This is a genomic window from Flavobacterium sp. TC780 (assembly GCF_056783245.1).
Genome location: NZ_JBXBAV010000165.1, coordinates 17,621 through 43,398, shown reverse-complemented (window position 1 = coordinate 43,398; position 25,778 = coordinate 17,621). Strand labels below are relative to the sequence as shown.

At 30.9% G+C, this 25,778-nt stretch carries 30 protein-coding genes; 4 read left to right on the top strand and 26 right to left on the bottom strand.

Annotated elements, in window-relative coordinates; genetic code table 11:
* The 4 genes from AC1RYN_RS18585 to AC1RYN_RS18570 form a co-directional block, all read left to right on the top strand.
* A partial coding sequence (locus AC1RYN_RS18585; protein ID WP_481808149.1) for a hypothetical protein occupies nt 1-184 on the top strand: 184 nt, incomplete at its 5' end.
* A gap of 280 nt (nt 185-464) precedes the next feature.
* Nucleotides 465-638, top strand: coding sequence for a hypothetical protein (locus tag AC1RYN_RS18580; protein WP_481808148.1), 174 nt, complete (start codon nt 465-467; stop codon nt 636-638).
* Between the two features lie 1,593 nt (nt 639-2,231).
* Nucleotides 2,232-2,372: a sigma factor-like helix-turn-helix DNA-binding protein gene (locus tag AC1RYN_RS18575; protein WP_481808156.1), complete on the top strand. Its 141-nt coding sequence runs from the start codon at nt 2,232-2,234 to the stop codon at nt 2,370-2,372.
* A 976-nt stretch (nt 2,373-3,348) separates the two neighbouring features.
* Complete coding sequence (locus tag AC1RYN_RS18570) at nt 3,349-3,552, top strand: hypothetical protein (RefSeq protein WP_481808155.1); 204 nt, start codon at nt 3,349-3,351, stop codon at nt 3,550-3,552.
* Nucleotides 3,553-5,426: 1,874 nt separating this feature from the next.
* Here the strand turns inward: AC1RYN_RS18570 and AC1RYN_RS18565 are convergent.
* The 26 genes from AC1RYN_RS18565 to AC1RYN_RS18440 form a co-directional block, all read right to left on the bottom strand.
* Nucleotides 5,427-7,094, bottom strand: a complete 1,668-nt coding sequence (locus AC1RYN_RS18565) for a carboxypeptidase-like regulatory domain-containing protein (protein ID WP_481808154.1) — start codon at nt 7,092-7,094, stop codon at nt 5,427-5,429.
* Nucleotides 7,095-7,650: 556 nt separating this feature from the next.
* On the bottom strand, nt 7,651-8,457 hold the full coding sequence (locus AC1RYN_RS18560; RefSeq protein WP_481808147.1) for a FecR family protein: 807 nt from the start codon (nt 8,455-8,457) through the stop codon (nt 7,651-7,653).
* A gap of 227 nt (nt 8,458-8,684) precedes the next feature.
* Nucleotides 8,685-9,263: an RNA polymerase sigma factor gene (locus AC1RYN_RS18555; protein WP_481808146.1), complete on the bottom strand. Its 579-nt coding sequence runs from the start codon at nt 9,261-9,263 to the stop codon at nt 8,685-8,687.
* 206 nt (nt 9,264-9,469) lie between these two features.
* Complete coding sequence (locus tag AC1RYN_RS18550) at nt 9,470-9,895, bottom strand: DDE-type integrase/transposase/recombinase (RefSeq protein ID WP_481808145.1); 426 nt, start codon at nt 9,893-9,895, stop codon at nt 9,470-9,472.
* A gap of 182 nt (nt 9,896-10,077) precedes the next feature.
* Entirely contained in the window at nt 10,078-10,371 is a 294-nt protein-coding gene (locus tag AC1RYN_RS18545) for a hypothetical protein (RefSeq protein WP_481808144.1), read from the bottom strand.
* Nucleotides 10,372-10,523: 152 nt separating this feature from the next.
* Nucleotides 10,524-11,396: a hypothetical protein gene (locus AC1RYN_RS18540; protein ID WP_481808143.1), complete on the bottom strand. Its 873-nt coding sequence runs from the start codon at nt 11,394-11,396 to the stop codon at nt 10,524-10,526.
* 287 nt (nt 11,397-11,683) lie between these two features.
* Nucleotides 11,684-12,562: a hypothetical protein gene (locus tag AC1RYN_RS18535; RefSeq protein WP_481808142.1), complete on the bottom strand. Its 879-nt coding sequence runs from the start codon at nt 12,560-12,562 to the stop codon at nt 11,684-11,686.
* Between the two features lie 245 nt (nt 12,563-12,807).
* A complete protein-coding gene (locus AC1RYN_RS18530; RefSeq protein ID WP_481808141.1) occupies nt 12,808-13,257 on the bottom strand; it encodes a hypothetical protein in 450 nt (149 codons plus the stop codon).
* Nucleotides 13,258-13,409: 152 nt separating this feature from the next.
* Nucleotides 13,410-14,288: a hypothetical protein gene (locus AC1RYN_RS18525; protein WP_481808140.1), complete on the bottom strand. Its 879-nt coding sequence runs from the start codon at nt 14,286-14,288 to the stop codon at nt 13,410-13,412.
* Between the two features lie 330 nt (nt 14,289-14,618).
* Nucleotides 14,619-15,230 (bottom strand): hypothetical protein, encoded by a 612-nt coding sequence (locus tag AC1RYN_RS18520; protein WP_481808139.1) that lies wholly within the window; start codon nt 15,228-15,230, stop codon nt 14,619-14,621.
* Between the two features lie 8 nt (nt 15,231-15,238).
* Entirely contained in the window at nt 15,239-15,499 is a 261-nt protein-coding gene (locus AC1RYN_RS18515; protein ID WP_481808138.1) for a hypothetical protein, read from the bottom strand.
* 33 nt (nt 15,500-15,532) lie between these two features.
* Nucleotides 15,533-16,687: a hypothetical protein gene (locus AC1RYN_RS18510; RefSeq protein ID WP_481808137.1), complete on the bottom strand. Its 1,155-nt coding sequence runs from the start codon at nt 16,685-16,687 to the stop codon at nt 15,533-15,535.
* Nucleotides 16,688-16,689: 2 nt separating this feature from the next.
* Entirely contained in the window at nt 16,690-18,171 is a 1,482-nt protein-coding gene (locus AC1RYN_RS18505) for a hypothetical protein (RefSeq protein WP_481808136.1), read from the bottom strand.
* Between the two features lie 9 nt (nt 18,172-18,180).
* Complete coding sequence (locus AC1RYN_RS18500; protein ID WP_481808153.1) at nt 18,181-18,537, bottom strand: PAAR-like protein; 357 nt, start codon at nt 18,535-18,537, stop codon at nt 18,181-18,183.
* 165 nt (nt 18,538-18,702) lie between these two features.
* Entirely contained in the window at nt 18,703-18,885 is a 183-nt protein-coding gene (locus AC1RYN_RS18495) for a hypothetical protein (RefSeq protein WP_481808135.1), read from the bottom strand.
* Between the two features lie 19 nt (nt 18,886-18,904).
* Nucleotides 18,905-19,246, bottom strand: a complete 342-nt coding sequence (locus tag AC1RYN_RS18490; RefSeq protein ID WP_481808134.1) for a hypothetical protein — start codon at nt 19,244-19,246, stop codon at nt 18,905-18,907.
* Nucleotides 19,247-19,252: 6 nt separating this feature from the next.
* A complete protein-coding gene (locus AC1RYN_RS18485) occupies nt 19,253-19,759 on the bottom strand; it encodes a hypothetical protein (protein ID WP_481808133.1) in 507 nt (168 codons plus the stop codon).
* Between the two features lie 956 nt (nt 19,760-20,715).
* Nucleotides 20,716-21,297 (bottom strand): hypothetical protein, encoded by a 582-nt coding sequence (locus AC1RYN_RS18480; RefSeq protein WP_481808132.1) that lies wholly within the window; start codon nt 21,295-21,297, stop codon nt 20,716-20,718.
* Between the two features lies 1 nt (nt 21,298).
* Entirely contained in the window at nt 21,299-21,973 is a 675-nt protein-coding gene (locus AC1RYN_RS18475) for a hypothetical protein (RefSeq protein WP_481808131.1), read from the bottom strand.
* Entirely contained in the window at nt 21,940-22,383 is a 444-nt protein-coding gene (locus AC1RYN_RS18470; protein ID WP_481808130.1) for a DUF2931 family protein, read from the bottom strand. The genes AC1RYN_RS18475 and AC1RYN_RS18470 overlap by 34 nt, the downstream gene beginning before the upstream one ends.
* Before the next feature lie 103 nt (nt 22,384-22,486).
* On the bottom strand, nt 22,487-23,338 hold the full coding sequence (locus AC1RYN_RS18465; protein ID WP_481808129.1) for a DUF2931 family protein: 852 nt from the start codon (nt 23,336-23,338) through the stop codon (nt 22,487-22,489).
* A complete protein-coding gene (locus tag AC1RYN_RS18460; protein ID WP_481808128.1) occupies nt 23,335-23,517 on the bottom strand; it encodes a hypothetical protein in 183 nt (60 codons plus the stop codon). The genes AC1RYN_RS18465 and AC1RYN_RS18460 overlap by 4 nt, the downstream gene beginning before the upstream one ends.
* 120 nt (nt 23,518-23,637) lie before the next feature.
* On the bottom strand, nt 23,638-23,811 hold the full coding sequence (locus AC1RYN_RS18455) for a hypothetical protein (RefSeq protein WP_481808127.1): 174 nt from the start codon (nt 23,809-23,811) through the stop codon (nt 23,638-23,640).
* 3 nt (nt 23,812-23,814) lie between these two features.
* Nucleotides 23,815-24,492, bottom strand: coding sequence for a DUF2345 domain-containing protein (locus AC1RYN_RS18450; protein ID WP_481808126.1), 678 nt, complete (start codon nt 24,490-24,492; stop codon nt 23,815-23,817).
* Between the two features lie 165 nt (nt 24,493-24,657).
* Nucleotides 24,658-25,128 (bottom strand): hypothetical protein, encoded by a 471-nt coding sequence (locus AC1RYN_RS18445; protein ID WP_481808125.1) that lies wholly within the window; start codon nt 25,126-25,128, stop codon nt 24,658-24,660.
* Nucleotides 25,125-25,421 (bottom strand): contractile injection system protein, VgrG/Pvc8 family, encoded by a 297-nt coding sequence (locus tag AC1RYN_RS18440; protein WP_481808124.1) that lies wholly within the window; start codon nt 25,419-25,421, stop codon nt 25,125-25,127. Before AC1RYN_RS18440 ends, AC1RYN_RS18445 begins: the two co-directional genes overlap by 4 nt.
* Nucleotides 25,422-25,778 lie beyond the last annotated feature (357 nt).

The window sequence follows — 25,778 nt, the reverse complement described above, 5'->3', positions numbered from 1 at the left end:
AAAATTAATTTTAAAATTGAAACTTCTTATAAATCTTTTAAATGAACAATATATTACCAAAGATTTATATAAAAATTTTAGTCTAAAATTAATGTTTTGTAATAATAATTCATTCGAAGATCTTAAGCTAGTCCAAAGAAATGAATATTCCCTAAAAATAAATAATGGGAAAAAGTTATATTGACATACCTATATTTAAAATGTACACTTTGATAATTATGTTATCTCCGGATGGTATTCTTCCGAAAATTTAATTGAAAACAAAGTGATTTATTGAAACAAGTTCAAGACAGTTATATTAAAGTTTTTAATATTTTGAATTCAGGCTCTTATCTAAGATGATTATAAAATTGTTAGAAAGAGAGAAGAAGAGGTTGTTCGCTTATTTTAATGAACTTGAGATATTATAATAGCAAAGAATAGAAATAAGAAAGTGCAACAGGCAAAAGGAGTAATGAATTCTATTGATTTTCAATAAATATTCTTTAAAAGTTCATGGTGATGGGGCAAAATTAATCACTTTAGAAGATGAGAACGGAGATTCACCTCTTTATTATGAAGATGAAAATTATAGAAGAATTTTTGAATACATACTCCATCGTCCAAAATCAGGATCACCATTAGAAGTTATTAGATAAAAAGTGATGATATTAAGGTGCTTATATGATAATTTTGTATCTATTTTATTTAATGGTTATTTATTATATCAGTATTTACATTTATGGTTTAGTATAAACCCAGACCCATAATTGTAGAAATTTTAGCTGTTTTAATTTGCTTTGAATTTATTATGGTTCATTCTGGGCTCTGATGGCTATTTTTCAAAAAGCTTTCAATATTGTTTTTTCTGACTAGCATATGCAATTTTTACCTATGAGTTTAATAAAATGCTTCCCTTGCAAGATAACAAGATAATGATTGCTTATTTTACCGTTGTTCTTCATAGAATGCGTTTTGTATTCTCAGTATAAGCGAAAAACAGGCAATGATAAATTATTAGGGATTTTCTCGGGATTGGCAGCTATAATATATATATATTATCGATTGGTTTTTGCATTGTGTTTTCAAATTATCTCACCGAAATTAATTTACACAAATGCATTTTTGAATGAAAATAACTTTCATCTCACAACGGGAATTTCTATCTTCAAAAACATTCTACTCTTATAGCAACAGGTAGTATTATTATTTGTTAATTAATTTTTTCTATTTTTGTATCTATATTCGGAAAAATATTAAATGACGTTCAAACAGCTTAAAAGCCCTTCCAATGAGTAAAATTAAAAAAGAGGAAAATACTACGTTTTCACCCTTTTTTGCGTTATAAACTCTCTGTACTTACCTCAAAAAGATCAAAAAGTGATAATGAAGAAAAAGAAAATCCCACAGAGTAAATATCTCAATAATATTGTTGAACAAGATCATTCATTTATAACGGAGCATACAAAATGGCTTAGGCTTTAAAAACCTTCTGAGTTCTGAAGACTAGTGGAATGAGGTCGTGCAGATGCTCAGAAAACACAATCAGTAATCCAGGGATTTAACTATGTTTAAATCATTTTTTACTTCTATTATAGAAAATGGGGTTTCAAAATGGGACAACTGTACCGCTCTATAAATAGAATAGGACTTTGTAATTTTCTAGAAGTAACATTTCCGCTTCCCACTATCATAAATATATTTGTAAATTAACAGGATACCGAGAAAAAGTTTTCTCCCTAAAATTTGGGCTCTTTTTTTTGTTGCACAATAAGTTCTCTGGTAATTAAAGGATAGAGTAATTCAGTATAACCGATAAAAAGATAACGTACAGTCAATAAATTATTAAATCATTCTTAGAATCATAAAAATATTGATAAAGATTTTTAATTTAACTTTTGTAAGACTTTTTTTAACGATTTAAAATTACAATATGAGTTCTAATTTAGTAATAAGGTTAAGACAGGGAGACTGATTCCTGCTTCAAAAGGAAATTTATGATCTATATCATTATAAAGTATTTTGTTTTATAAAAAAATATACTGTTGACTCGCAGATTCTGAAGATGTGACACAAAACGTATTCATACTCCAAGTATAGAACCAAACTAGATCCGAAATGTAAGTATGAAGCCATCCGCTTTAAAAGCTCAAAACAAGAAAATCTCGAAATGGTATAAAAAACAAACAGAATCTTTTCTGGTAGAAAATGACCAGTTAATTAAGTAGCTTGATAGCGCATCTGAAAAAGGAATAAGAGTTGACACAAGTCTCCTCAGCTTCTTTTCTAAAAGAAGGAAAATCTTCAATCTCCATAAATTTGAAGACCTTAGTTATAAAGAAATTGCCGTAGAGATGATGTCGCCAAGCCGCCGTTGCAAATCAAATTTCTAAGACCTTACAATTTCTTAAGAAATTCCTGTACACAATCATGAACTGTACTGGTTTGTCTTCATCCTTTATAAGTCAACCAGCTTTGATGATATACAGTTATTTCCGATTTTCTCCCTTTACAATACTTGTTGCCAGCTCTTTTTTTCTTTTGTTTTTTAATTTTCTGTTTTTTTACCATCAAATAAATACCCCTCAAATGGTTACTAGATTAAGAAAATGTTAATAGTAAAACATTATCATGACATTATGCACTAGCAATTCTTGAAGTGCAACTCATCGGAATCATATAAAATTCTATGTAATAAATTTTCAATAGTAAATTTAATTGTAATGAAATCTAAAAGATTAAAAGAAGAATGGAACGCAATACCAAATAGAGGATTCTTCCTGACCAAATTACATCCCAAATGCGGATATATTTAGAGCGTTAGAATTAATAAATACAAAAGCTTTTATAGTTGGGTTGCAGCGTGTGCAGTAATAATCATGTCTTTTACCGGATATCAGTTTTTTACTCCATCGCATAATAACACAGCTTTTTACAAAAACATTTAGCAAAGATATACGCCTGAATTACAGCGGAACTCGCGTATGGCTAAATCAAAACACTTTAATAGAATATCCAACTAGGTTGCCCAAAATGAAAGAGCTGTAAAATTAACTGGTGAAGTATTCTTTAAGAGAAAGAGATGTATCTCGCCCTTTTGTAATTATTTTGCAGCTATAAAAGGAACCCTGAGTTTTAGTACATCTTTTAATATTAGTTCTTATGCTAACAAGCAGAATCACAAATAAATGTAAAAGAACAAGAAAGTTAAAAGTAGAAAGAAACGAAAATGTTGTTTTCCTGATAAAAGAATAATATAAGGCGATTTATAATAATGTGACTAAAAAAAATTGGAAGCAAAAACTACGTTGCTTGAGCCAGAATGAAAAAGCTTTAATTTATGTAGATGAGTGAACCCTCGCACAAGTTATAAAGAAACTAAAACTTGACCATGATTTTTCGGTAAATTATCTAGATGATAAATCAAAAAACCTCAAAATACAAGGAACTCTCGATACCCGACAAGGATTTTACGAAATGCTTCAAACTATTGCTTTTGCTCTGGAAATTAAAATCAGGTCAACTGACACAAGGCCTATCTCATTAGTAGGTAATAGCGCTATAGATTTTTAGACTTAACATTTTGATAGGAAAGAATACAGCAGCATTAAAATCAAAAAAAGACTGATTTAATGGTGCTAGCTGCTAGGAAACTTATTTGAAATTTTATAAAATTATTAACCCATAATTTCATATTAAAATACGGCAAAGTACCAGTACAATAATATTATTCATGAGAGGTGCAATCATTAGACTCGAGGACTTGCCATTTGGATTTTGTTTTTGCATTATCTTCGGAGCAAACATTATTTACTCATAAAACTGGACAAATTGTTTTTAGAAACTTCTACACCACAAAAAATTATTGATAATTTAAAGTCCAGAACACTATATCAATTTATTTATCAAAAAAGTTATTGGATTAAGTTTACCATCTTAGTTACACTAAAAAAGTAATGCTTACAATCGATGAAATTTTAAATTATTTTACACTGATAATCTAAATGTTCAGAGAGAAATGTCAATATAGCCGTAAGAACATAAATGAGTAAAAGAAAAAGAACACCTACAGGTAAAGTTGTTGTATGCGTGGCCTTTCATTACCCGGAGTAAATATAAAAGTAATTCAACTGAAAGTTAGGAGTACAAATGGATACTATGTTTTAAGAATTGGAACCTGGTGAATATACTGTTGAGGTTAGTGCCATTTCGTTTCAAACACAAAAAATTACGGTATAAAAGTGCTTGAAGGTGGTGAAACACACATTAGTAATTTCTTTAAGAGAAATACGACAATCGCTTAATGAAGTTAGAACCTCACAAGCAAGCACCTGATTTATAGAACTGTTATTGCAGCAGAAAAAGCAACACAATTCTTCTGATGGTATTTCAGCAGAAGACAACAAGAACACCAGCAGCAAGAAGTTACCGTTGGTACTTGTCCTTAAGCGTATCACGGGTGTAACAACAATTGATAATAGATGTTGTGAGGTTCGCTCTTATGGGAGAACGTTGGGACTCAAGCCTGTAATGCAATTTGGCAATTACGTTGCCAAGGACAGATGGCTTACAGCCAGCAAAACTTCCTCTTTTGATATTATCCTGATGCCACCTAGAGTATCGTAAGTTAGTCGGTAAGACTGTTGGAGTTAACGGTGTTGCTAATTTTGCGCTTAGGATTTATGTTCTAGTAAAAACAAAGGATATTCCTAAAGGTCATCAAGTCTTTTTCGGTAAGTACATCGTATAGACAGCTGAAGCGGCCGTTCAAAGAAAGACTTACCAAACAGAGAGGATATTACGATTACCTAGGTTTTGTACATTTACGGAAGACGCGGATCATCCTGATGCTAATGTCACCTTGATATACGTAGGGATTCTAACTCAAGCTAGGTACCTCTGCTCATTTTATAGGAACAGTTCTTACTAGTGGCAGATAATCTTGAACGTACCACCAAGGTATTAGGAATATACATTACACTTTGCATTGGGGCTATTATATAATTTAAAAAACAACAATAAATGGGGATTTGTACTTTTCAAGAATACACAAGAAAAAATAAGCACATTGAACATACACAAAGAGGAAGATTTATTGAAAACTCAAGATTTGCCCAAGAAGGAGAAATAGGAAGAGACATCCATTTTTAAAAAATATGGATTTTAATAACTAGGCCAAAATTATAATTATAGGGGCAATGTTTAATGCTGCTATTCAGCTAGAAACATAAAATTACTACTCGTAACACCGCAATGCATATCTATAACAATCAATTGACTCAAATTATGGTTGGGAAAAAAGGGAATACTATTACCGGAATTATAGACGGTAGTGATCTTCCAACAACAATTGAAAACTAATTATCCTATTTATACAACTTTTATTGCAAAATAAAATTGAGGGAAATCATCATTTTGATCAACTCGCAGATTAATTGGTATACTAGTTATAGTAATATCACAAAAGATACAAAAGATGCTACTTTTCTACAAACCTCATATAAAAGTAGGAGACGATGTATTAGCTTATAATACAGTCTACAATAGCGGAAATTAATAGCCCAGTTATAATCCGTTTCATCATTGGAATAATTGTCCCTGCTAAATGGTAATCTATTTCCGCTATTGTAGACTGTATTATAAGCTAATACATCGTCTCCTACTTTTTTATATGAGGTTTGTAGAAAAGTAGCATCTTTTGTATCTTTTGTGATATTACTATAACTAGTATACCAATTAATCTCAAGTTGATCAAAATGATGATTTCCCTCAATTTTATTTTGAATAAAAGTTGTATAAATAGGATAATTAGTTTCAATTGTTGTTGGAAGATCACTACCGTCTATAATTCCGGTAATAGTATTCCCTTTTTCCCAACCCGTAATTTGAGTCAATTGATTGTTATAGATATGCATTGCGGTGTTACGAGTAGTAATTTTATGTTTACCTAGCTGAATAGCAGCATTAAACATTCCCCCCAAAGTAGAATTATAATTATAATTTGCACCTGAGTTATTAAATCCATATTTTTCAAAAATAGAATATGCTCTTCCTCCTTCTCCTTCTTGGGCAAATCTTGAGTTTTCAATAAATCTTCCTCTTTGTGTATGTTCGATGTCTATTTTTTCTTGTGTATTCTTGAAAAGTATGGATCCCACAAATCCCCATTTATTGTTGTTTTTTAAATTATATGATCGCCCCAATGCAAATTGTAATGTAGTTCCTGGTGCACCATACGTTTTATACGTAGAAAAATTATCCTCGGTAAACTTTTTAGACTGTTCTATAAATGGGCCGGAGGTTGCTTCACTAGTTGGTGGCTCTAGAGGTAACATATCAGGATAATCACGTCTTCCGTCATCAAAACCTAGGTAATCGTAATCTCCTTCTTGTTTGGTAAGTCTTTCTTTAAAAGCACTTCGGCTGTTATACGATGTACTTACCGAAAAACTTGTAAAATCTTCTTTAGGAATATCCTTTGTTTTTATCTCAACATATCCTCCTGCAAAATTAGCGTACATATCTGGCGTTGCCGACTTACTAACTACGATACTTTCTACCATAGCAGTCGGGATAATATCAAAAGAGAAGTTTTGCTGGTATGCATCTGTACTTGGCAACGTAATTCCGTCCATTACAGCTTGATTCCAACGTTCTCCCATAGAGCGAACTACAACATATTTATTATCAATTGTTGTTACACCCGTGATACGCTTAAGCGCACTACCAACATCTTTGTCTGGTGTTCTTGCTATTTGTTCTGCTGAAATACCATCAGAGAATTGTGCTGCTTTTTTCTGCTGCAATAACATTCCTTGTACTGATGCAGTTGCTTGCTTGTAATTCTGAATAATAATTACTTCATTAAGCGATTGTGCATCTTCTTTTAAAGAAATTACTAATGGTGTTTCACCACCTTCAAGCACTTTTATACCAGTAATTTTTTGTGTTTGAAACGAAATGGCACTAACCTCAACAGTATATTCACCAGGTTCCAATTCTAAAACATAATTACCATCTATGTCCGATTGTGCTCCTAAACTTAGTTGAATTACTTTTATATTTACTCCGGGTGTAAATGGAAGGCCATTTACATCAACAACTTTACCTGTGATTTTCCCCTTCTTTTTTTTTTGCTCGCGTCTTTCCTGTTTACGGCTATATTGTTTTCATTTCTTCTAAAATTTAGATTTGTCAGATTTTGTAAATCATTTAAAATTTCATCAATTGTAACATTTTCTTTTTTTAGTGTAACTAGTGGTAAACTTAGATCCAAATCTTTTTGATAAATAAATTGATATGGTGTTCTGGATTTTAAATTATCAATAATTTTTTGTGGTGAAGAGTTTTTAAATCAACCGAAACTGTTCCGGTTTGTGAGTAAATAATGTTTGTTCCGAAGAATAATCCGAAAAACAAAATCCAAATGGCAATTGCCTGGAGTAATCATTGTTCATAATTGATAATTGTTAGTTTGTTATTGGTACTTTATTTAATATGAAATTATGGGTTAATAATTTTATAAAATTTCAATAGTTCCCTAGCAATAGCCATTAAATCATCTTTTTTTGATTTAATGCTGCTGTATTCTTTCTATCAAAATGTATTGTTAAAAATCTATAGCGCTATTACCTACTAATGAGATAGGTGTTTGTGTCAGTTGACCTGATTTTAATTTCCAGAGCAAAAGCAATAGTTTGAAGCATTTCGTAAAATCCTTGTTGGGTATCGAGAGTTCCTTGTATTTTGAGGTTTTTTAGCATTATCATCTAGATAATTTACCGAAAAATCATGGTCAAGTTTTAGTTTCTTATAACTTGTGCGAGGGTTAACCCAATCTACATAAATTAAAACTTTTTTCCATTCTGGCTCAAGCAACGTAGTTTTTTGCTTTTCAATTTTTGCGTCAGCATTATTATAAATCGCCTTATCTCCTCTTATCAGGAAAACAACATTTTCGTTACTTTCTACTTTCACCTTTCCTGTTCTTACATTTACTTGTGGTTCCTTGTTAGCATAAGAACTAATATTAAAAGATGTACCTAAAACAGTTGTTTTTATAGCTCCCGAAGTAATTACAAAAGGGCGAGATACATCTCTTTTTACTTCAAAGAATGCTTCACCAGTTAATTTTACAGCTCTTTCATTTTCGGCAAATTCAGTTGGATATTCTATTAAAGTGTTTTGATTTAGCCATACGCGAGTTCCGTCTGGTAAACATATCAGGCGTATATCTTTGCTAAATGTTTTTGTAGAAGTAATCGCGATTGTGTTATTATGCGATGGAGTAAAAAACTGATATCCGGTAAAAGACATGATTATTACTGCACACGCTGCTGCAACCCAATTATAAAAGCTTTTGTATTTATTAATTGTAACGCTCTGAATATTATCCCACATTCGGGATGTAATTTGGTCAGGAAGAATACCTCTATTTGGTATTGCGTTCCATTCTTCTTTTAATCTTTTAGATTTCATTACAATTAAATTTACTATTGAAAATTATACATGAATTTTATCAATTCAATTACATTAGATTCCTAGTCGGGTAAATATCATGGGGTGATACTACTATTAACGTTTTCTTAATCTAAGTAACCATTTGAGGGGTATTTATTTGATGGTAAAAAAACAGAAAAATTAAAAAACAAAAGAAAAAAAGAGCTGGCAACAAGTATTGTAAAGGGAGAAAATCGGAAATAGTATTATATCATCAAACTTGGTTGACTTATAAAGAATAAAGCAAACCAGTACAGTTCATGATTGTGTACAGAATTCTTTTTAAGAAATTGTAAGGTCTTAGAAATTTGATTTGCAACGGCGCTTGGCGACATATCCATCTCTACGGCAATTTCTTTATAACTAAGGTCTTCAAATTTATGGAGATTGAAGATTTTCCTTCTTTTAGGAGGAATTTTATTCAGGAGATATTCTATTTTTTCTAGCTTGGAGCTTATATCATCTTCTGTTTCAGATGCGCTATCAAGTTCTTTAATTAACTGGTCATTTTCTACAGAAAAGATTCTGTTTTGTTTTTTATACCATTTCGAGATTTCTTGTTTTGAGCTTTTAAACAAGATAGCTTCCATACTTACATTTGGATCTAGTTTGGTTCTATATTTCCAAAGATGTATGAATACGTTTTGTGTCACATCTTCAGAATCTGCGAGCTGCGACGTATATTTTTTTATAAAACAAAATACTTTATAATGATATAGATCATAAATTTCTTTGAAGCAGGAATCATCTCCCTCTCTTAACCTTATTACTAAATTAGAACTCATATTGTAATTTTAAATCGTTAAAGAAGACCCTTACAAAAGTAAGATTAAACCTTTATCAATATTTTTATGATTTAGTCATTTAATAATTTATTAATATTACGTTATGTCTGTTTTATAGGTTTATACTGAATTACTCTATTGTTTAATTACAGAAACTATTGCAACAAAAAAAGAGCCCAATTTTTAGGAGGACTCTCAGTATGTTGTTAATTTACAAATATGTATGATGAAGATGGGAGCGGAAATGTTACTTCTAGAAAATTACAAAGTCCTATTACTTTTATTATAGCAGTACGGTTCTCATTTTGAAACCCCATTTCTATAATCAAAGTAAAAAATGATTTAAACATAGTTATCCCTGGATTACTGATTTGTTTTCTGAGCATCTGCACAACCTCAATTCCACTAAGAGTTCTCTTTCCAGATTCAAGGTTTTTAAAGCCTAAGCCATTTTGTATGCTCCATTTTATAAATCGATGATCTTGTTCAACAATATTATTGAGATATTTACTCTGTCGGATTCTTTTTTCTTCATTATCACTTTTTGATCTTTTTGAGGTAATTACAGAGAGTTTATAACAGTTAAAAAAGGGTGAAAACATTATATTTTGCTCTTTTTTAATTTTACTCATTTGAAGGGCTTTTAAGTACCTTGATTAATTACCATGATATTTTTCCAAATATGCATTATACAAAATAGAAAAAATTAATAACGAATAATAAATACTACCTGTTGCTATAAGAGTAGAATGTTTTGAAAGATCAAAACCATTGTGATGAAAATTATTTTCATTCAAAAATGCATTTGTGTAAATTAATTTCGGTAGATAATTTGAAAACACAATGCAAAAACCAATCGATAATATATATATATTATAGCTGCCAATCCCGAAAATCCTAATAATTTATCATACTGTTTTTCGCTTATATTATAGAATGCAAAACGCATTCTATGAAGAACAACGGTAAAATAAGCAATCATTATCTTGTTATCTTGCAAGGGAAGCATTTTATTAAACTCATAGGTAAAAAGTGCATATGCTAGTATAAAAAACAATATTGAAAGCTTTTTCTGAAAAATAGCCATAAGAACTCCAGAATGAACCATAATAAATTCAAAGCAAATTAAAACAGCTAAAATTTCTACGATTATGGGTCTGGGTTTATACTAAACCATAAATGTAAATACTGATATAATAAATAACCATTAAATAAAGTAGATACAAAATTATCATATAAGCACCTTAATATCATCACTTTTTATCTAATAACTTCTAATGGTGATCCTGATTTTGGACGATGGAGTAGTATTCCAAAAATTCTTTTATAATTTTCATCTTCATAATAAAGAGGTGAATCTCCGTTCTCATCTTCTAAAGTGATTAATTTTCCATCACCATAGAACTTTAAAGAATATTTATTAAAATCAATAGAATTCATTACTCCTTTTGCCTGTTCCACTTTTTCTTTTTCTATTCTTTGCTCTTCTAATATCTCAGGTGCATTAAAATAAGCAAACAAAACCTCTTCTTCTCTCTTTCTAACAATTTTATAATAATCTTGATAAGAGCCTGAATTCAAAATATTAAAAACTTTAATATAACTGTCTTGAACTTGTTTCAATAAATCGCTTTTGTTTTCAATTAAATTTTCGGAAGAATACCATCCAGAAATAACATTTAATTTATCAAAATCTACGTTTAAAATATACGTATACTCAATATAACTTTTTCCCATTATTTCTTGAGGAATATTCATTTCTTGGACTAGCTTAAGATCTTCAAATAAATTATTATTACAAAACATTAATTTTAGACTAAAATTTTTATATAAATCTTTGGTAATATATTGCTCATTAAAAGATTTATAGAGTTTCAATTTTAAAATTGATTTTTTATCTGATAATAAATATTCATTTATAGGCAAATAAGCACTAGATTTTACATCTTCAAAATTTTGAGCTACAAGGTTATCATTAACTAAAATTTGAAAATGGTTTTGAATATCATAATCTATACCATATATTATAGCTGATTTTTTTATTGTTATCATATTATTTAAATTGATTTCTTTTTTTTCTTGACAGTTTGTAGTACTAATTACAGCAAGACATAATAAAACTATATTTTTCATTTCTTAATATTTTTTTCTTCTCCTTCTCCAAATTTCATACTGAGAGGAGTTCCAGTATAGCTCGGAATCAATGTTATTGGATTTAATGTTTTTGACTTATCTTTACTAGTTTATCTTTTAAAAGAAAGCTTAACATATCCCGTTACAATTAAACCAGAAAATTTAGTCGTCCAATCTATCATGTTATCATAATTAGCGTTTGGACTTGCAGTTATTTTAAAATAACAATCACCTTTTATTCCTGCTTATTTTTCAACCAAAAAAAAGCAGAAATAAGCAACTTTTTTCTACCTTATTACTTCAAGTGGAGCGTTTGGTGAGGGACGATGAAGAAGTATGAAATAAGTAAATATTGTTTTCCCATTGTCTCCACATAGTGAACTTTTACCTCTTTTATTTTCCAATGCTATTAATTTTTTATTTCCATAAAAAACTAATTTATATTCTTTTAATTCCAGCATGTTATTTTTGCTCTTACTAATTCTATCTTTCAAGAATTCTTCATCTTCATTTTGTGCTTCTAAGTCATTATAGAAACAATTATCCACTTCTGAATCTCTTTTTTTATTTTCTTTTAGAAAACCTTCATAATTTCCGTTGTTTAGTATTGCTCTTAACTCTTCATATTTCGTCACCACTTCTTTTTTTAAGACTTCTTGATTTTCTTTTGATAAATCTGCCGATTTAGTCCAGCCTAACAATTCATAAGGGACAATTACATTAAATTCAACTTCTTTTACAACAATAGGTATTTCTTTAAATTCTTTTAAGTTTATTGATTTTATTAAAGTTCTTTTTTCAGGATTCATATCTGACAAACCATTAGAGTATCTGTATATTTTAACATCTACATAATCAATACCAGATTTATCTACTATTGTTTTTCCTTCTTCGGGTAATAAGATAATTTTTAAATTTTGAATACCACTTTTTAGAATAAAATCATTTAATGGAATCTCAAAATTTGAGCTCCCTTTATTATAATCTTTGATTAGAGGCATATCATTTAAATAAAGTTCGTGTGGATTTGCTACAGATATTTTAAGAGTATATATGGGTCGATCATTCATTATATTGCTTTTTTTAATTATAGTATTAGTATTTTCTTTCTTCTGACAACTTGCTATATTAAATACAAGCAAGCCAATTAAAATTAATTTATTCATATTCTTTTTAATTATATCAATATTTATGTTCTTGTTCTTGTCCTTCTCCAAATTTCATACTAATTGGTGTACCTGTATAGCTAGGAATTAAAACGAATGGATTTAATGTTTTTTGTGTAGCCCCTATCTCTTTTTGATCTTTTTGAGATAATTACAGAGAGTTTATAACAGTTAAAAAAGGGTGAAAACATTATATTTTGCTCTTTTTTAATTTTACTCATTTGAAGGGCTTTTCAGTGCCCTGATTAATTACCATGATGTTTTTCCAAATATGCATTATACAAAATAGAAAAAATTAATAACGAATAATAAATACTACCTGTTGCTATAAGAGTAGAATGTTTTGAAAGATCAAAACCATTGTGATGAAAATTATTTTCATTCAAAAATGCATTTGTGTAAATTAATTTCGGTAGATAATTTGAAAACACAATGCAAAAACCAATCGATAATATATATATTATAGCTGCCAATCCCGAAAATCCTAATAATTTATCTTGCTGCTTTTTGCTTATATTATAGAATGCAAAACGCATTCTATGAAGAACAACAGTAAAATAAGCAATCATTATCTTGTTATCTTGCAAGCGAAGCATTTTATTAAACTCATAGGTAAAAAGTGCATATGCTAGTATAAAAAACAATATTGAAAGCTTTTTCTGAAAAACAGCCATAAAAACTGCTGAATGAACCATGATAAATTCAAAAAAAATTAAAACAGCTAAAGTTTCTACGATTATGGGTCTGGGTTTATACTAAACCATCAATGTAAATACAGATATAATAAATAACCATTAAATAAAGTAGATACAAAGTTATCATATAAGCACCTTAATATCATCACTTTTTATCTAATAACTTCTAATGGTGATCCTGATTTTGGACGATGAAGTAGTATATTATAAACTTCTTCCTTATCGTCAATGTTTGCAATTAAAGGAGATTCATGATTCAAGTTTTCTAATGAAACAATTTTTCCTTTAGCATAGAAAACAACTTTTAAGTTTTCAAACGGAATCATCTTTCCTTTACTTTTTAGTATCCTTTCATTCATCCACTTTTTGTCCTCTGTAATAGATATAATATCATTATAAAAAGAGGTATAAATTTCTTCATTTCTTTTCTGATATTTTTTTGACAAACCTATGGTATCTCCTTCATTCAATGTTTGTTTAATTTCTGAATACTTATCTAATACTTCGTCTTTTAAAACATTCAAATTCTCTTTAGATAAATCAGCAGATTCAGACCATCCCTTTACTTCATAATGAACTCGAGCTTCAAATTGTATTTCTTTGGAAATAACAGGAGATTCTCTAAACTCACTTAAATTAAATTCTTTTATTAATACCTTATCTTCAGAAGACATATTTGACAAACCATGAGGATATTGATAAATTTTAACATTTACATAATCTATTCCTGATTTGTCTACTTCTGATTTTCCTTTTTCGGGTAGCAGAACTATTTTTACAAATTGTACACCACTCTTCAAGATAAAATCATTTACTGGAATCTCCGTATTAGTACTTCCTTTTTCATAATCTTTTTCAACAGGCATGTCATTTACATACGTTTCATAAGGATTTGCTACAGATATTTTAAGAGTATATATGGGTTGATCATTCATTATATTGTTTTTTTTAATTATAGTATTAGTATTTTCTTTCTTCTGACAACTTGCTATATTAAATACAAGCAAGCCAATTAAAATTAATTTATTCATATTCTTTTTAATTATATCAATATTTATGTTCTTGTCCTTCTCCAAATTTCATACTAATTGGTGTACCTGTTATAGCTAGGAATTAAAATGAATAGATTTAATGTTTTTTGTGTAGCCCCTATCACTTTTTGATCTTTTTGAGGTAATTACAGAGAGTTTATAACAGTTAAAAAAGGGTGAAAACATTATCTTTTGCTCTTTTTTAATTTTACTCATTTGAAGGGCTTTTCAGTGCCTTGATTAATTACCATGATATTTTTCCAAATATGCATTATACAAAATAGAAAAAATTAATAACGAATAATATAAACACCTTAATATCATCACTTTTTATCTAATAACTTCTAATGGTGATCCTGATTTTGGACGATGGAGTAATAACTCATATATTTCTATACTGTTATCTTCTAGTTGTGCTTGTAATGCGGATTGATCCTTTTTTTTACCATCCATTCTAATCAACGCTACCATTCTACCATTCCCATAAAATACTAATTTATAATTCTCCAATGGTAATACATTTGTTATGCTATTAATTGTTTGTAGAGTTTGATTTTCATCCTCTGTAATTTGTTCTTTATTCAAATACAATACTTCATTAATTTCTGTATCTCTTTTAATAGTTTTAGCTAAAAAACTTTTACTATCCCTATCTTCTAATAATTTCCTAAAACTCTCATAGATTGATATGACTTCTCTTAATAATTGACCTTTATCTTCTTTTAATAAGATTGAAGACTCAGTCCAACCTTCGACTTTATATGGCACCTCTGTTTTAAAAATCCAGCTTTGTGTATGACTATATAGATTTTCACTTAAATTATGATCAAATTGGCAATCCAAAACTGTTTGATAATCAGGAGATGAAAAACTGACATATTTTTTAATCTGAAACTTATAATATTTAAGTTCGTTTTTATCTAATTTATTTATTGAATTCAAAACAACTTTTATAACTTGTTCGCCTGAGAATAATATCTCTCTATATTTATCGGTATTGTTAAACTAGTTGCTCCTTTTCCATAATAAGATGTAACTAAAACATCATTAATATAAACTTTAAAATCTGCTGTAGCATCTATACTTAATGCATAGATTATTGTATTATTAGATATCATTTTATTTTCTTTTGTAAATTTATTTTCTGTGACAGCATTAGTATCATTTTTTCCATGACAACTTGATAAATTAAATATTATAAAGCTTATCAAAAGCATGTTTTTCATTAATATCATAGCATTTAATTAGTATTTCTTATGTTCTCCTTCTCCGAATTTCAAACTAATTGGAGTACCTGTATAACTTGGAATTAATTTTATTGGATCTGTAGTTTTTGGTGGCTCATTTTTTGAATTTCTTTTCATCGAAATTTTATAATACACAGTTACAATTAGTCCCGAAAATTTGGTTGTCCAATCTATCATGTTATCATAATCAGCATTTGGACTTGCTGTTATTTTAAAATAACAATCCCCCTTCACTCCCGCTTGGAATTCAAATTCAGGAAATTTATTTATCTGTATTGTACTTAATTTCAACCCCATCTCTAATTCCAATTTCCCGCCCAATGTCCCAGATATTTTTAGGTCGGCGTCCAAACGTTTTCCTTTTTCCTGAGCTTCACTATATTTTATAAAAGCTTCTTCTAAGGCAAGATTAGCATAAAAAGTAAGGTCTATTCTGTAATTTATGCTTAGAGCATCCATAGATATTTTTTCTGCTAGCCAAGTTGCTAGATCCAGTGCTGTTATTAATTTACCAAAGTATGGTATTTTATCTGCCAGAGCCAGTACATCAATTCTTAGTTCTCCACCTATCAAAGGGACTATTTTTGCTCTTGCTGCTAGTTCTATACCTAATCGATTGTTTGTGTTAGTATATTTCCAGCCAACACCTACAGACGGAGCAGGCGGTAAAAGCGAAAGGCTCATCATGTTTTTTCTTCCTAATAAAGAAGGAGGTAAACTTTCAGAAGCTTTTCTTGCTTCTTTTGCACCTGCTACTTTATCGACCAGATCATAAATAGATTTTATAATAGACAATGTTTTGCGATACTCTTCGGCAAATTTAAAACTCAATTCCTGACTTTTACCACCGTCATAAACCGCTCTTACAGTTAGCCCAAAGTTTGATTTTGCATTGCCAAAATATCTATTGGCATTTGTTGCTATTTTAACCCTTCCGTCTTTTGTGTTTTTATTGTTTATATTTTCTTCTCTTTTAAGATCAGCCAATGCTACGACATCACCTGTACTTTTAATATCAGAAACAGATATATTATCTCTTACGGCTGTCGTTTCTGTACTATAAATATTATAATTAGGTTCAGATCGTCCGTACCAAATAGGATCTGTTGTGTTATACATGAAATTAATTGTCCATTCTATTTCTGGTACCACTTTTAATAAAATATTGTGTTTGTGCCTACAAGTAGCTGCAGTGATAGGCAATTTGGATATCGCCTTAGAATTATTTTCAGATAACCAAAAATACTTGGGTAAATCGACAAGATCATAATCAAAATAGGCAGTCCCTTCGAGATACTTTTAGGCTCCTGCTTGGTAATACTTATGTTCTTAGGCAGTTTTGCTTTATCGAAAGTAAAAATATTTTTTCCTTGGTGATCACCAGGTTCATCTGCATGAATGCATTCATCAGTATCGCTATCCTTATCTACTTTGATTGAGAATTTTTTAGGCATTGATCCTAAAATTAATCCTATTTCAACATTGGGATTGTAGAGTACACTAGGATTTTCCTTAAATATTTCTACAGTTTCTGTTTTTTTCGCTTTTTCATATTCTAGCTCAATTGCAGTATAGTTACAATGATCAAAAGCACCTACATTAGTTTCAACATTCCCTACAATCAAGGGCATATTGGTAGCAGGAATTGGCTGCTTATCTAATGCTATGCTTTTTTTATCTGTACTCACTTGTAAATAACTCCTGCCAAAATCAGTAAAAAAAGCTCCTGTTTTTATAGATTTTACGATAGGAAATATTTTTAGATTTTCTCCAGCTGTTTTTCTCCAAGCGCTATCAAGTACTACCTCTATTTCTATTTTTTGTGCATAATTTATTTGGGTGTTATCTATTGTTAAAACACCTGATATCCCTTTTTTATTACTATCGTTAGGCTTTAGTTTATGAACCTTCACCTCACGAGTAAAAAAATCTTCCCCAGATATGCTTAGTTTATCATTAGGAGTAAATATATTCCTATCTACCAAATGTACCTCGACTTCCTGACCATAAAGTCCTGCAGTATAAATATGTAATATAATCTTAGATCCAAAAGCTACTGCTGTAGTCTCATTAATTGTGTTGTACCTACAATCTGTCCATTCAGTACGAACAATTTCTGAAACTCCTTCTGCCTGCACATACATCCCGAAGGGAGCTATTCCTTTTGGTTTTTCTTGTTCATGCCAAGCCTCAAGCCATGCAATACCACCTCCTTCTAATAACTCAGGAAATGAGATACGTTCATGAATACCTTTTTTAAAAGCAATATTAGGTGTTATTTTACTGGGATCTAATCCATTATAAACTAATTGCCAAGTCCAGTTTAAATCATCAAATTTTTTTAAATTTTCATTATATAGCTTTACTTTTTCATTGTATTTTTTTACATCAGTATTATATTGCTTTACATCAACATCATAATTCCATCTTCCCGTCTTGTTTAGCTTGCTATATTCCTCCTTAGATAATTCGGTTACGGGTCTTGGGGCTATGGGCTTTTGTTTTTTTAGCTCCTCTATTTCTTTTATTGTTATAGTAAAAGGTTCTGCTTTTTTTAATACTAAACTATTTAAGTCAGGATCGTAATTTTGTCTTCTTCGACCTTTTTCGGGTATGATGTGTACTTGCTTTTCCATCTAATTTGATTATAAATCATTAAAGGTAGTTTTAAAATACCACTTTCTCGAATCATCTAAATCGAAACCGGGAAATAACTCAGTTACAACTTCAGGATTAGTAATTTTTATATTTTGCTGGCTTAGTTCAGCAACTTGTCCGTGTTTTTTTATGCTTATGCAATCTGGTCCTCCTATGGGGCAGGTGGCTTTACTGCCTTCAAGTAAGATTTTTCCTTGGTTTGAGAGAGTAACTTCTTCATAAAAACTGCTCCATTCTGTAATTACAGCCTTGCAAGTCTTGTAACCAAAAGCTGTAGGTTGCTTTTTGCATTTACCAAAGGTATTTGCCTCTAGAGTCTGCCCAATTTCTTTGGTGGTAACAATGAGTTTTCTGCTCCATCTTTGTCATTGCCAAAAATGTCTGGAGTGTGTTTTTACCTGTAAAACATCGGTTTGAGGAGTTTCGCTAAACTTGCACAGGCAAGTAGCTCCATGAACAACTACGTGTTTTTCTGCCATAATTTTTTATTTTATAGGTTCAAATAAAATTTATTGTTGATATATTTTTACCTGAATCTTGTTGATTTTTTCATCGCTCATTTTGGTGTAAAAAGTTCCTATTATTGAAAATATGCTATTATCACTACTATTGAGTTTATATTGAACATTTCCCTCAGATTGTATGGTTTGAATGTTAGGACGGTCTTTTTCTAATACCGTTTTGTTTTGCAAAACTTCATCGATAGTTCTTTCATCTGTTGTTTTTGCTATATGAATCCATTATCATTTTACCGCTCTTTGTATAAAGATCTTTTAGGATTTGTGTTATTTCATATTCTAGTAATCTCTTCGACAAGAAAGGTACTTTGGTAGTATATTGAATTTCTTTTTTTTCAGGATAATTACCATATATAGGTTTAAAAAACAGATTGAAAAACCAATTTTTTGACAGCATTTTCAGTAATACTTTTTCGTTATTAAAGTACTGATCCGCTTTTTTTATAATAGTATCCGACTGTTCTTTTTTATAATAATGTATAAGTTCCTCTTTATTAGCAGTCCCAGCGTTTTTTGATATCGCTATGGTTTGCAATTGCTTTTATTTCTCCAGTATCGCTAACTCGCAACGCGATAGGAAAAAATATTCTTGTGCAATTTTATCTAAGAGTTGTTCTACTGCAACGTCAGGCATTTTATGATTTACATAAACTTGTCTGCGATTTATTTCTATTATTTTAAAATTGAAATCATTTTTTTTATAAACGGCATCTACTTCATAATGAATTTTATTTTTTAGATGGTCTCCCTCATAATTTTCAAGAGTATAACCATAGGTTTTTGGGGTATAAAACCTAACAGGAAACAGATTGCGTCCTGTTTCTCTTTGCACCAATTTTTCTGACGATTGTTCTTCTAATACATCTGAATAAACATAAATTTCAGTTAAGTGTTTAGGAAACCTATTTCTTCTTATTTTATCCCAGAATCCAGCCTTAGCATTGTGTACCTCTTTTAAGTATTCTGTCTGAATTTTTAATTTTTCGGCAACACTCTCTAAGGTGTCTCCTTCTCGTATAGGATATTTTGTAAGATAGATTAGTTTCATTTTTTTGTTATAGTATTTATATCTTTCAGGATTATTAGCTTACTTTGGTTTGCATGATATATTTTAAATAGTATTAAACATTATAAATTAAATGGCTCTATGAGAGATAAAAGCTTTTGATTGAGATAACTAATATTTGTTGCTATAATTTAAAACTTACTACGTTTCCTATCTTTTGCTGCTTCCATACCCAGAGAACCATTGTCTGCAGACCAGTGTAAATATTCATTACGGAGTTTTCGCAAATCTTTTTGTTGTAACTCCTGCTGGTAAGCTACAAACTGTTTTATCACCAAGCTTTAATCCCTTTTATACTTTTCATGAATTGCTCCAAACCATTTAAATGCATATGGCTCACCATCAGCTAAAACATAATTCGCAAACGTTCTTTACCCGCATATAAGCAAGGCATTGTTAGTAATGCTATATTTATCAATTTCTATTTTTTCTATTTAAAAAACGGAACTTTTTGTGTTGTCATGGCTGATTCTGCCATAAAATGCAAAGGGATGTAACTGTAGTTTTTGCTTAACTCTCGTGCGCCTTTAGTTCATGTTTTGGTCCAGAAAAAGAAACCTCTAATTGGTTGTTTAAATACCCAAGACTCTGCTATCAGTTTCTTTGAAAATTCTTTTAGTTCGTCCTTAAAATTTTTTCTAATAACCTTTACTAGTTCAACGCCATCATTGTAACTTCCGCCGAACATCAGAATGCACACCTTGAAATTCTCTTTCTTTTCCAACTCTTGTTTTGTAAGCGAAAAATTGGCTCTTGACGCTCATCAGTAGCGGTAAAGTGCATGACTGTTTTTACCCGAGATAAATTGTTTAGTTCTATTTCGGTTTCATCATTATTAAAGTCTGGATTAACACTTATTCCTGGCGAGTAAGAAGACACAGTATCAAAGAGACCTAAAAAACGAACTCTTACCACATCAACCGTGATATTATTTTTGGCTAAATAATACCCAAAATAACCTCTTTTATTTTTAAATTTAACAGCCCATAGATCTGATTTTTTCTCAATTTCATCCGAAAAACTCGGGCTGCTGCTGCACCTCGACTGAAACCAAAAACATCTAAATTAAGTGTTTTTATTTCGATTATACCATTCGTTTTTAAATTTACAGCTAGATTTTTACATCCTTCTTGTACTTTTCCTAATATACCTGTACCTGCAATAATAAATCCTGTTCCAAAACCAGCTCCTAACATTGAATCTCCTTTTTCAGCCTCCGTATCAATACCATCAATATATACAGCAAATTTTGAAGGATAAGCATCATGGAGTCGTGCTACATTATACCAAGCATTATGATAACTGCTGCTTGGGGAGTTTTTGCTGTTTTTTCTATACGCCTCTGCAGAAATGGTTTCTTCAGGTGTTAATTTTTCACCCCTAGACCTTTTATCATAATATTCTTTGGCATTGGTGTTATTTTTATTATTATTGGTGCCATCAAAAAAAATACCGATAGCTAGTTTCGTATCTTCGTCTTTTTTTTTAGGTGGCGTGTAGTTTCCAAATATCACACTCATTTTAATTTCGTTTACCTGTTCGTGTTACCTTTTCTTTTATTTCATATCGTTTTCCATCTTGTTCTAAATATAAATCAGTAACTCGCTCTGATTTTATCTCAGCATTAGGATCAATTTTTATCACCAATTCTACAGTCTTGTTTTTCTCAATAACTTCTTTAAACAATTTTCTAATTTGATTTTTATCAAAATCTACTGGAATTTCATTTTCTCCACCTTCAAGATATTTTGCCCAATATTCACTATCTTCTGTGAAGGCTATTCTTGATACAAATCGCTGTTCTTCTTTCCCGCTTCCTATTGACCAGAAAATTTGAAAAGAAAAAGGAATTGCCCTGTTTTTTTGATCTATGGGCAAATCATAAGGATCTTCCATTTCTCCATTACACATTTTAATATACATTGAAGTTATTTTACTGCCTTTGGGTAAAATAACTTTTCGTTTCCAGTTGTATTTTTCACGATAGTCCTCATAAACCTCTGGTGGTGGGTAACCATATTCCTTAATCTGTTCTCGAACGTCTTTAGATATAGTACCGTCGTATGTTAAAGCTCTTTTCGCATAATCTTCTTTAAACATATACTTTTCATCTTTGCTAATAAGTTTGGGGTCAATAATTGTTTCATGAGCCTGAAATCGAGCTACTTCAACTGATGTCCTGCTCCCATAACCCATACTACCACCATTCCTTTTGGGGCAAGGCCTATTTTTATGATACTATAATTATCTATTTCTGACTCAGATCCCTTCTTAGAATTAAAACCCTCGTCAAAGAGTTTTTTTATTTTTTCTGTAGGTAGTTTCCACTCGCCAGTATAAAATTTATTATCTACATACGACAACCATGTCATATCGAGATTCTCGGGTAAAGCAGCCTTTATGTTGTTGTCGCCTACTCCACCACCCCAGCCAGAGTTGCTAAATCCTCCCATTTGGCTAAAAAAATAACCTCCTACTGCTCCTGTGTAAACTTCTACAGGATATTCTCTTGGTGCAGAAATATCTGCTGACCACTCATACTTTTTTTCCATACATGAATTTATTGTTATTGCTAAAAGCAATAAAAGCATTGTTTTTTTTATCATTATTGTTCTATATTTTATTGGCAAAAAAAACAGACCGATGGTTAGTTCTGTAACTTCATCTTCTTTTTAGGTGGCGTTTAATGCCCGAATATAACACTCATAATTATTCGTATTTTCCTGTTCTTGTTACCTTTTCTTTTATCTCATATCGTTTTCCATCTTGTTCTAAATATAAATCAGTAACTCGCTCTGATTTTATTTCAACATTCGGATCAATTTTTATAACCAACTCGACAGCCTTATTCTTATCAAGATCTTCTTTAAATAATTTTCTGATTTGATTTTTATCAAAATCTACTGGAATTTCATCCTCTCCACCTTCAAGATACTTTGCCCAATATTCTTTATCGTGGGTAAAAGCTATTCTAGAAACAAACTCTTGTTCTTGTTTGCCACTGCCTACAGACCAGAATATTTCAAAAGAAAAAGGAATTGCTCTATTTTTTAGCTCTATTGGTCTATCATACGGATTTTCAATTTCTCCGTTACACATTTTAATATACATTGAAGTTATTTTACTGCCTTCAGGTAAAATTACTCTGGGTTTCCAGTTGTATTTTTCTCGATAGTCCTCATAAACCTCTGGCGCAGGATAACCATATTCCTTAATCTGTTCTCGAACATCTTTAGATATAGTACTGTCGTAAGTCAACATATCTTTAGTATAGTCCTTTTCAAACATATACTTCTCGTCTTTGCTAATAAGTTTCGGGTCTATAATAGTTTCATGAGCCTGAAATCGAGCTACTTCTACTTGCCTTCCATTTCCGGCAACCCAAACTACTACCATTCCTTTTGGAGCAAAGCCAATTTTTATATATTTATAAGGCACTGTTACTGCTTCTTCTCCTCTTTTAGCATAAAAACCCTCATCAAATAGCTGTTGTATTTTTTCGGTAGGGAGTTCCCATTCGCCTGTATAAAATTTATCATCGACATACGACAACCATGTCATATCAAGCCTACTGGCAAGGGCGCTTTTATAAAATCTACACTGCCTCCACCTCCCCAACCAGTGTTGCTAAATCCTCCCATTTGGCTAAAAAAGTAACCTCCTGCTGCTCCTGTATAAACTTCTACAGGATATTCTCTTGGTGCAGAAATACTTGCTGACCACTCATACTTTTTTTCCATACATCAATTTATTGTTATTGCTAAAAGCAATAAAAGCATTGTCTTTTTTATCATTATTGGTCTAAATTTTATTTGCCATCAGAAAAAATTTTAAATTTTGATAATCTATGTTATAAAAAACTACTGCTTTTTGCTTTGGGAGATTATCTTTTTATTCGAAATTAAAGTAAGGTTCCCTGTTGTAGCTTCGATATTAAATTGATTTGTGATTTTTGTTAATTTACCACCAACTACTAAATTATAGTTGTTTTTAACCATCACTTTTCTGTTTTTAGAAATTTTGTAGATTGCCATAATTTAAAACATTTTAGATTTTTCTACACTATTAACCTCCACTGTCTTACCGCTTTGCAGGGTTAGATTATCTTTATTACTAAAAATAGTAACACCAGAAGCTACTACATTAGAGATATTCGCCTGACGCATAAAATCTTTATCAACCATTTCTTTTCTATTATCGGAACTTTCAGTAATATCACCATTTGCTGTTTGGGTTAAATCGTTACCCGCTATTTGAGAAATATTTTCTCCTGCGTCACAATCCATATTTTCTCCTGCATCAATTTTTACATTTTTACCTGCGTTGACAATAAAATCTTCTCCTGCCTGCATTGTAATATTCTTTGGTGCAGTAACATTGATATTTCCTTTCCCATCCATAAACCAAGTATTGCCTGAGGGATCTTTTACCAATATGCTACTTGCACCCTCATCAAAGGTTATGGTACTTCCGGTTCTGGTATAAATACTTTTAATATTATTGTCTGCTTGTCCACCAGCACCAATTTTTCCATTAAACAAACTTCCTATTACAAATGGTCTGTTGGGGTCGTTGTAGCGAAAACCAAGCATCACATGATCTCCTACTTCGGGAATAAAAACCATTCCTCGATTGGTGCTGACTTCACCACTGGTTCCTGCATCGGGTGTCATTACCGTAACCATGGTGTACGTTGTTGTTTGGTGGCTTGCCATAGCATCTTTACACGTATTCTGCCCTGCCCTTTTGGATCGTTATTGGCTACTACTTCAGCTTGTTGCATCTGAGCTATAGGAAAGCTGATGTTTGGCTCTGGTAATTTGCGTATTTTGGCAGGTAGTGCTTTAAAGGTGTTTTCGTACTCGCCTATGTCGCTGGCTTTATGTGTTATTTCGGTTATAATATAGATCCCTACTTCGATTAGTTTCGTAGTTAATTTTATTAATATCTTGTCCACTGGTAAATGCCGTTAATTTGTCTTTTACCTGCATGGCATCTATGCTAATGCTCATGCCTATTCGTAAGCTTCTGTTTCGACTAGTGGCGGTTATAAAATTAGATTCGGCTGCGGCACTTTGTTGACGGTTTTGCAGTATGGTTTGCAAATACATATCGTCACCAGTGGCTATTCTGCCATATTCTAATGAGGATGTAGCATATAGTTTCTGAGAAGCAGTTATAGCATCAGTACCCAACTTTGGAAATCCTTCTATTTGGTCTCTGGTCTTGGCTTGGTACAGTTTGTCGATATCTTCGTTATATGTAAATGCTTCAAATTGATTAGGAATTGCCTGAACAGAAATATTTAGATTATAAAGATCTTTGTTGTAAACTAATTTTGTAAAATTCATACTGCATTTGGTTTGCCAAAAAATATTTTTTCTCCATCATAATACAACCATTCGTTGTATTGTTTGGCTAAGCGTTGTATGAATTGAAAATCCGATTCGAGATATTGGGTTTGATAGCCTATATTACTGCTGAACTCAGGTTTTATATCGTTTTGCAATTGTTCGCCTGTTGCTGTTTTTATTACTTCCTCAATGATATCTTGTAAATTGGTATCTTCCCAGGAATTTAATTTTGCTCCCGATTCAAGAAGAATGGTTTTGGAATATCCTGAAATAATGATTTGGCTTCCCACATGTCCTAATTCTTGTGGCTATTGAATATTTGTTACTATTCCTAGAAAGTTGTTTTGCCTCTCTTAAGCAATATGCACCACTTTGCCCAGCCAATTCTGAGCACTTTCCATTGTATATGCTCTTGGCTTTTCGATCACCGAATGCGGGACACTGATTGAAAATGTGGTGGTTATTGATGGTTTGATGTAGCTCGATAGTAGTGAAATGTGAAATTTCTTTTCTATCAATACCAAATATAATTTTAGAAATGACCATAATATGTATAGTTATAAGTTTGATTTTTAAAATTTTAACTTAAATAGATCTATAGTCTTAAGCTCTTGTTTCTAAAGTTCTCTATGGAGAATTCAATTTTA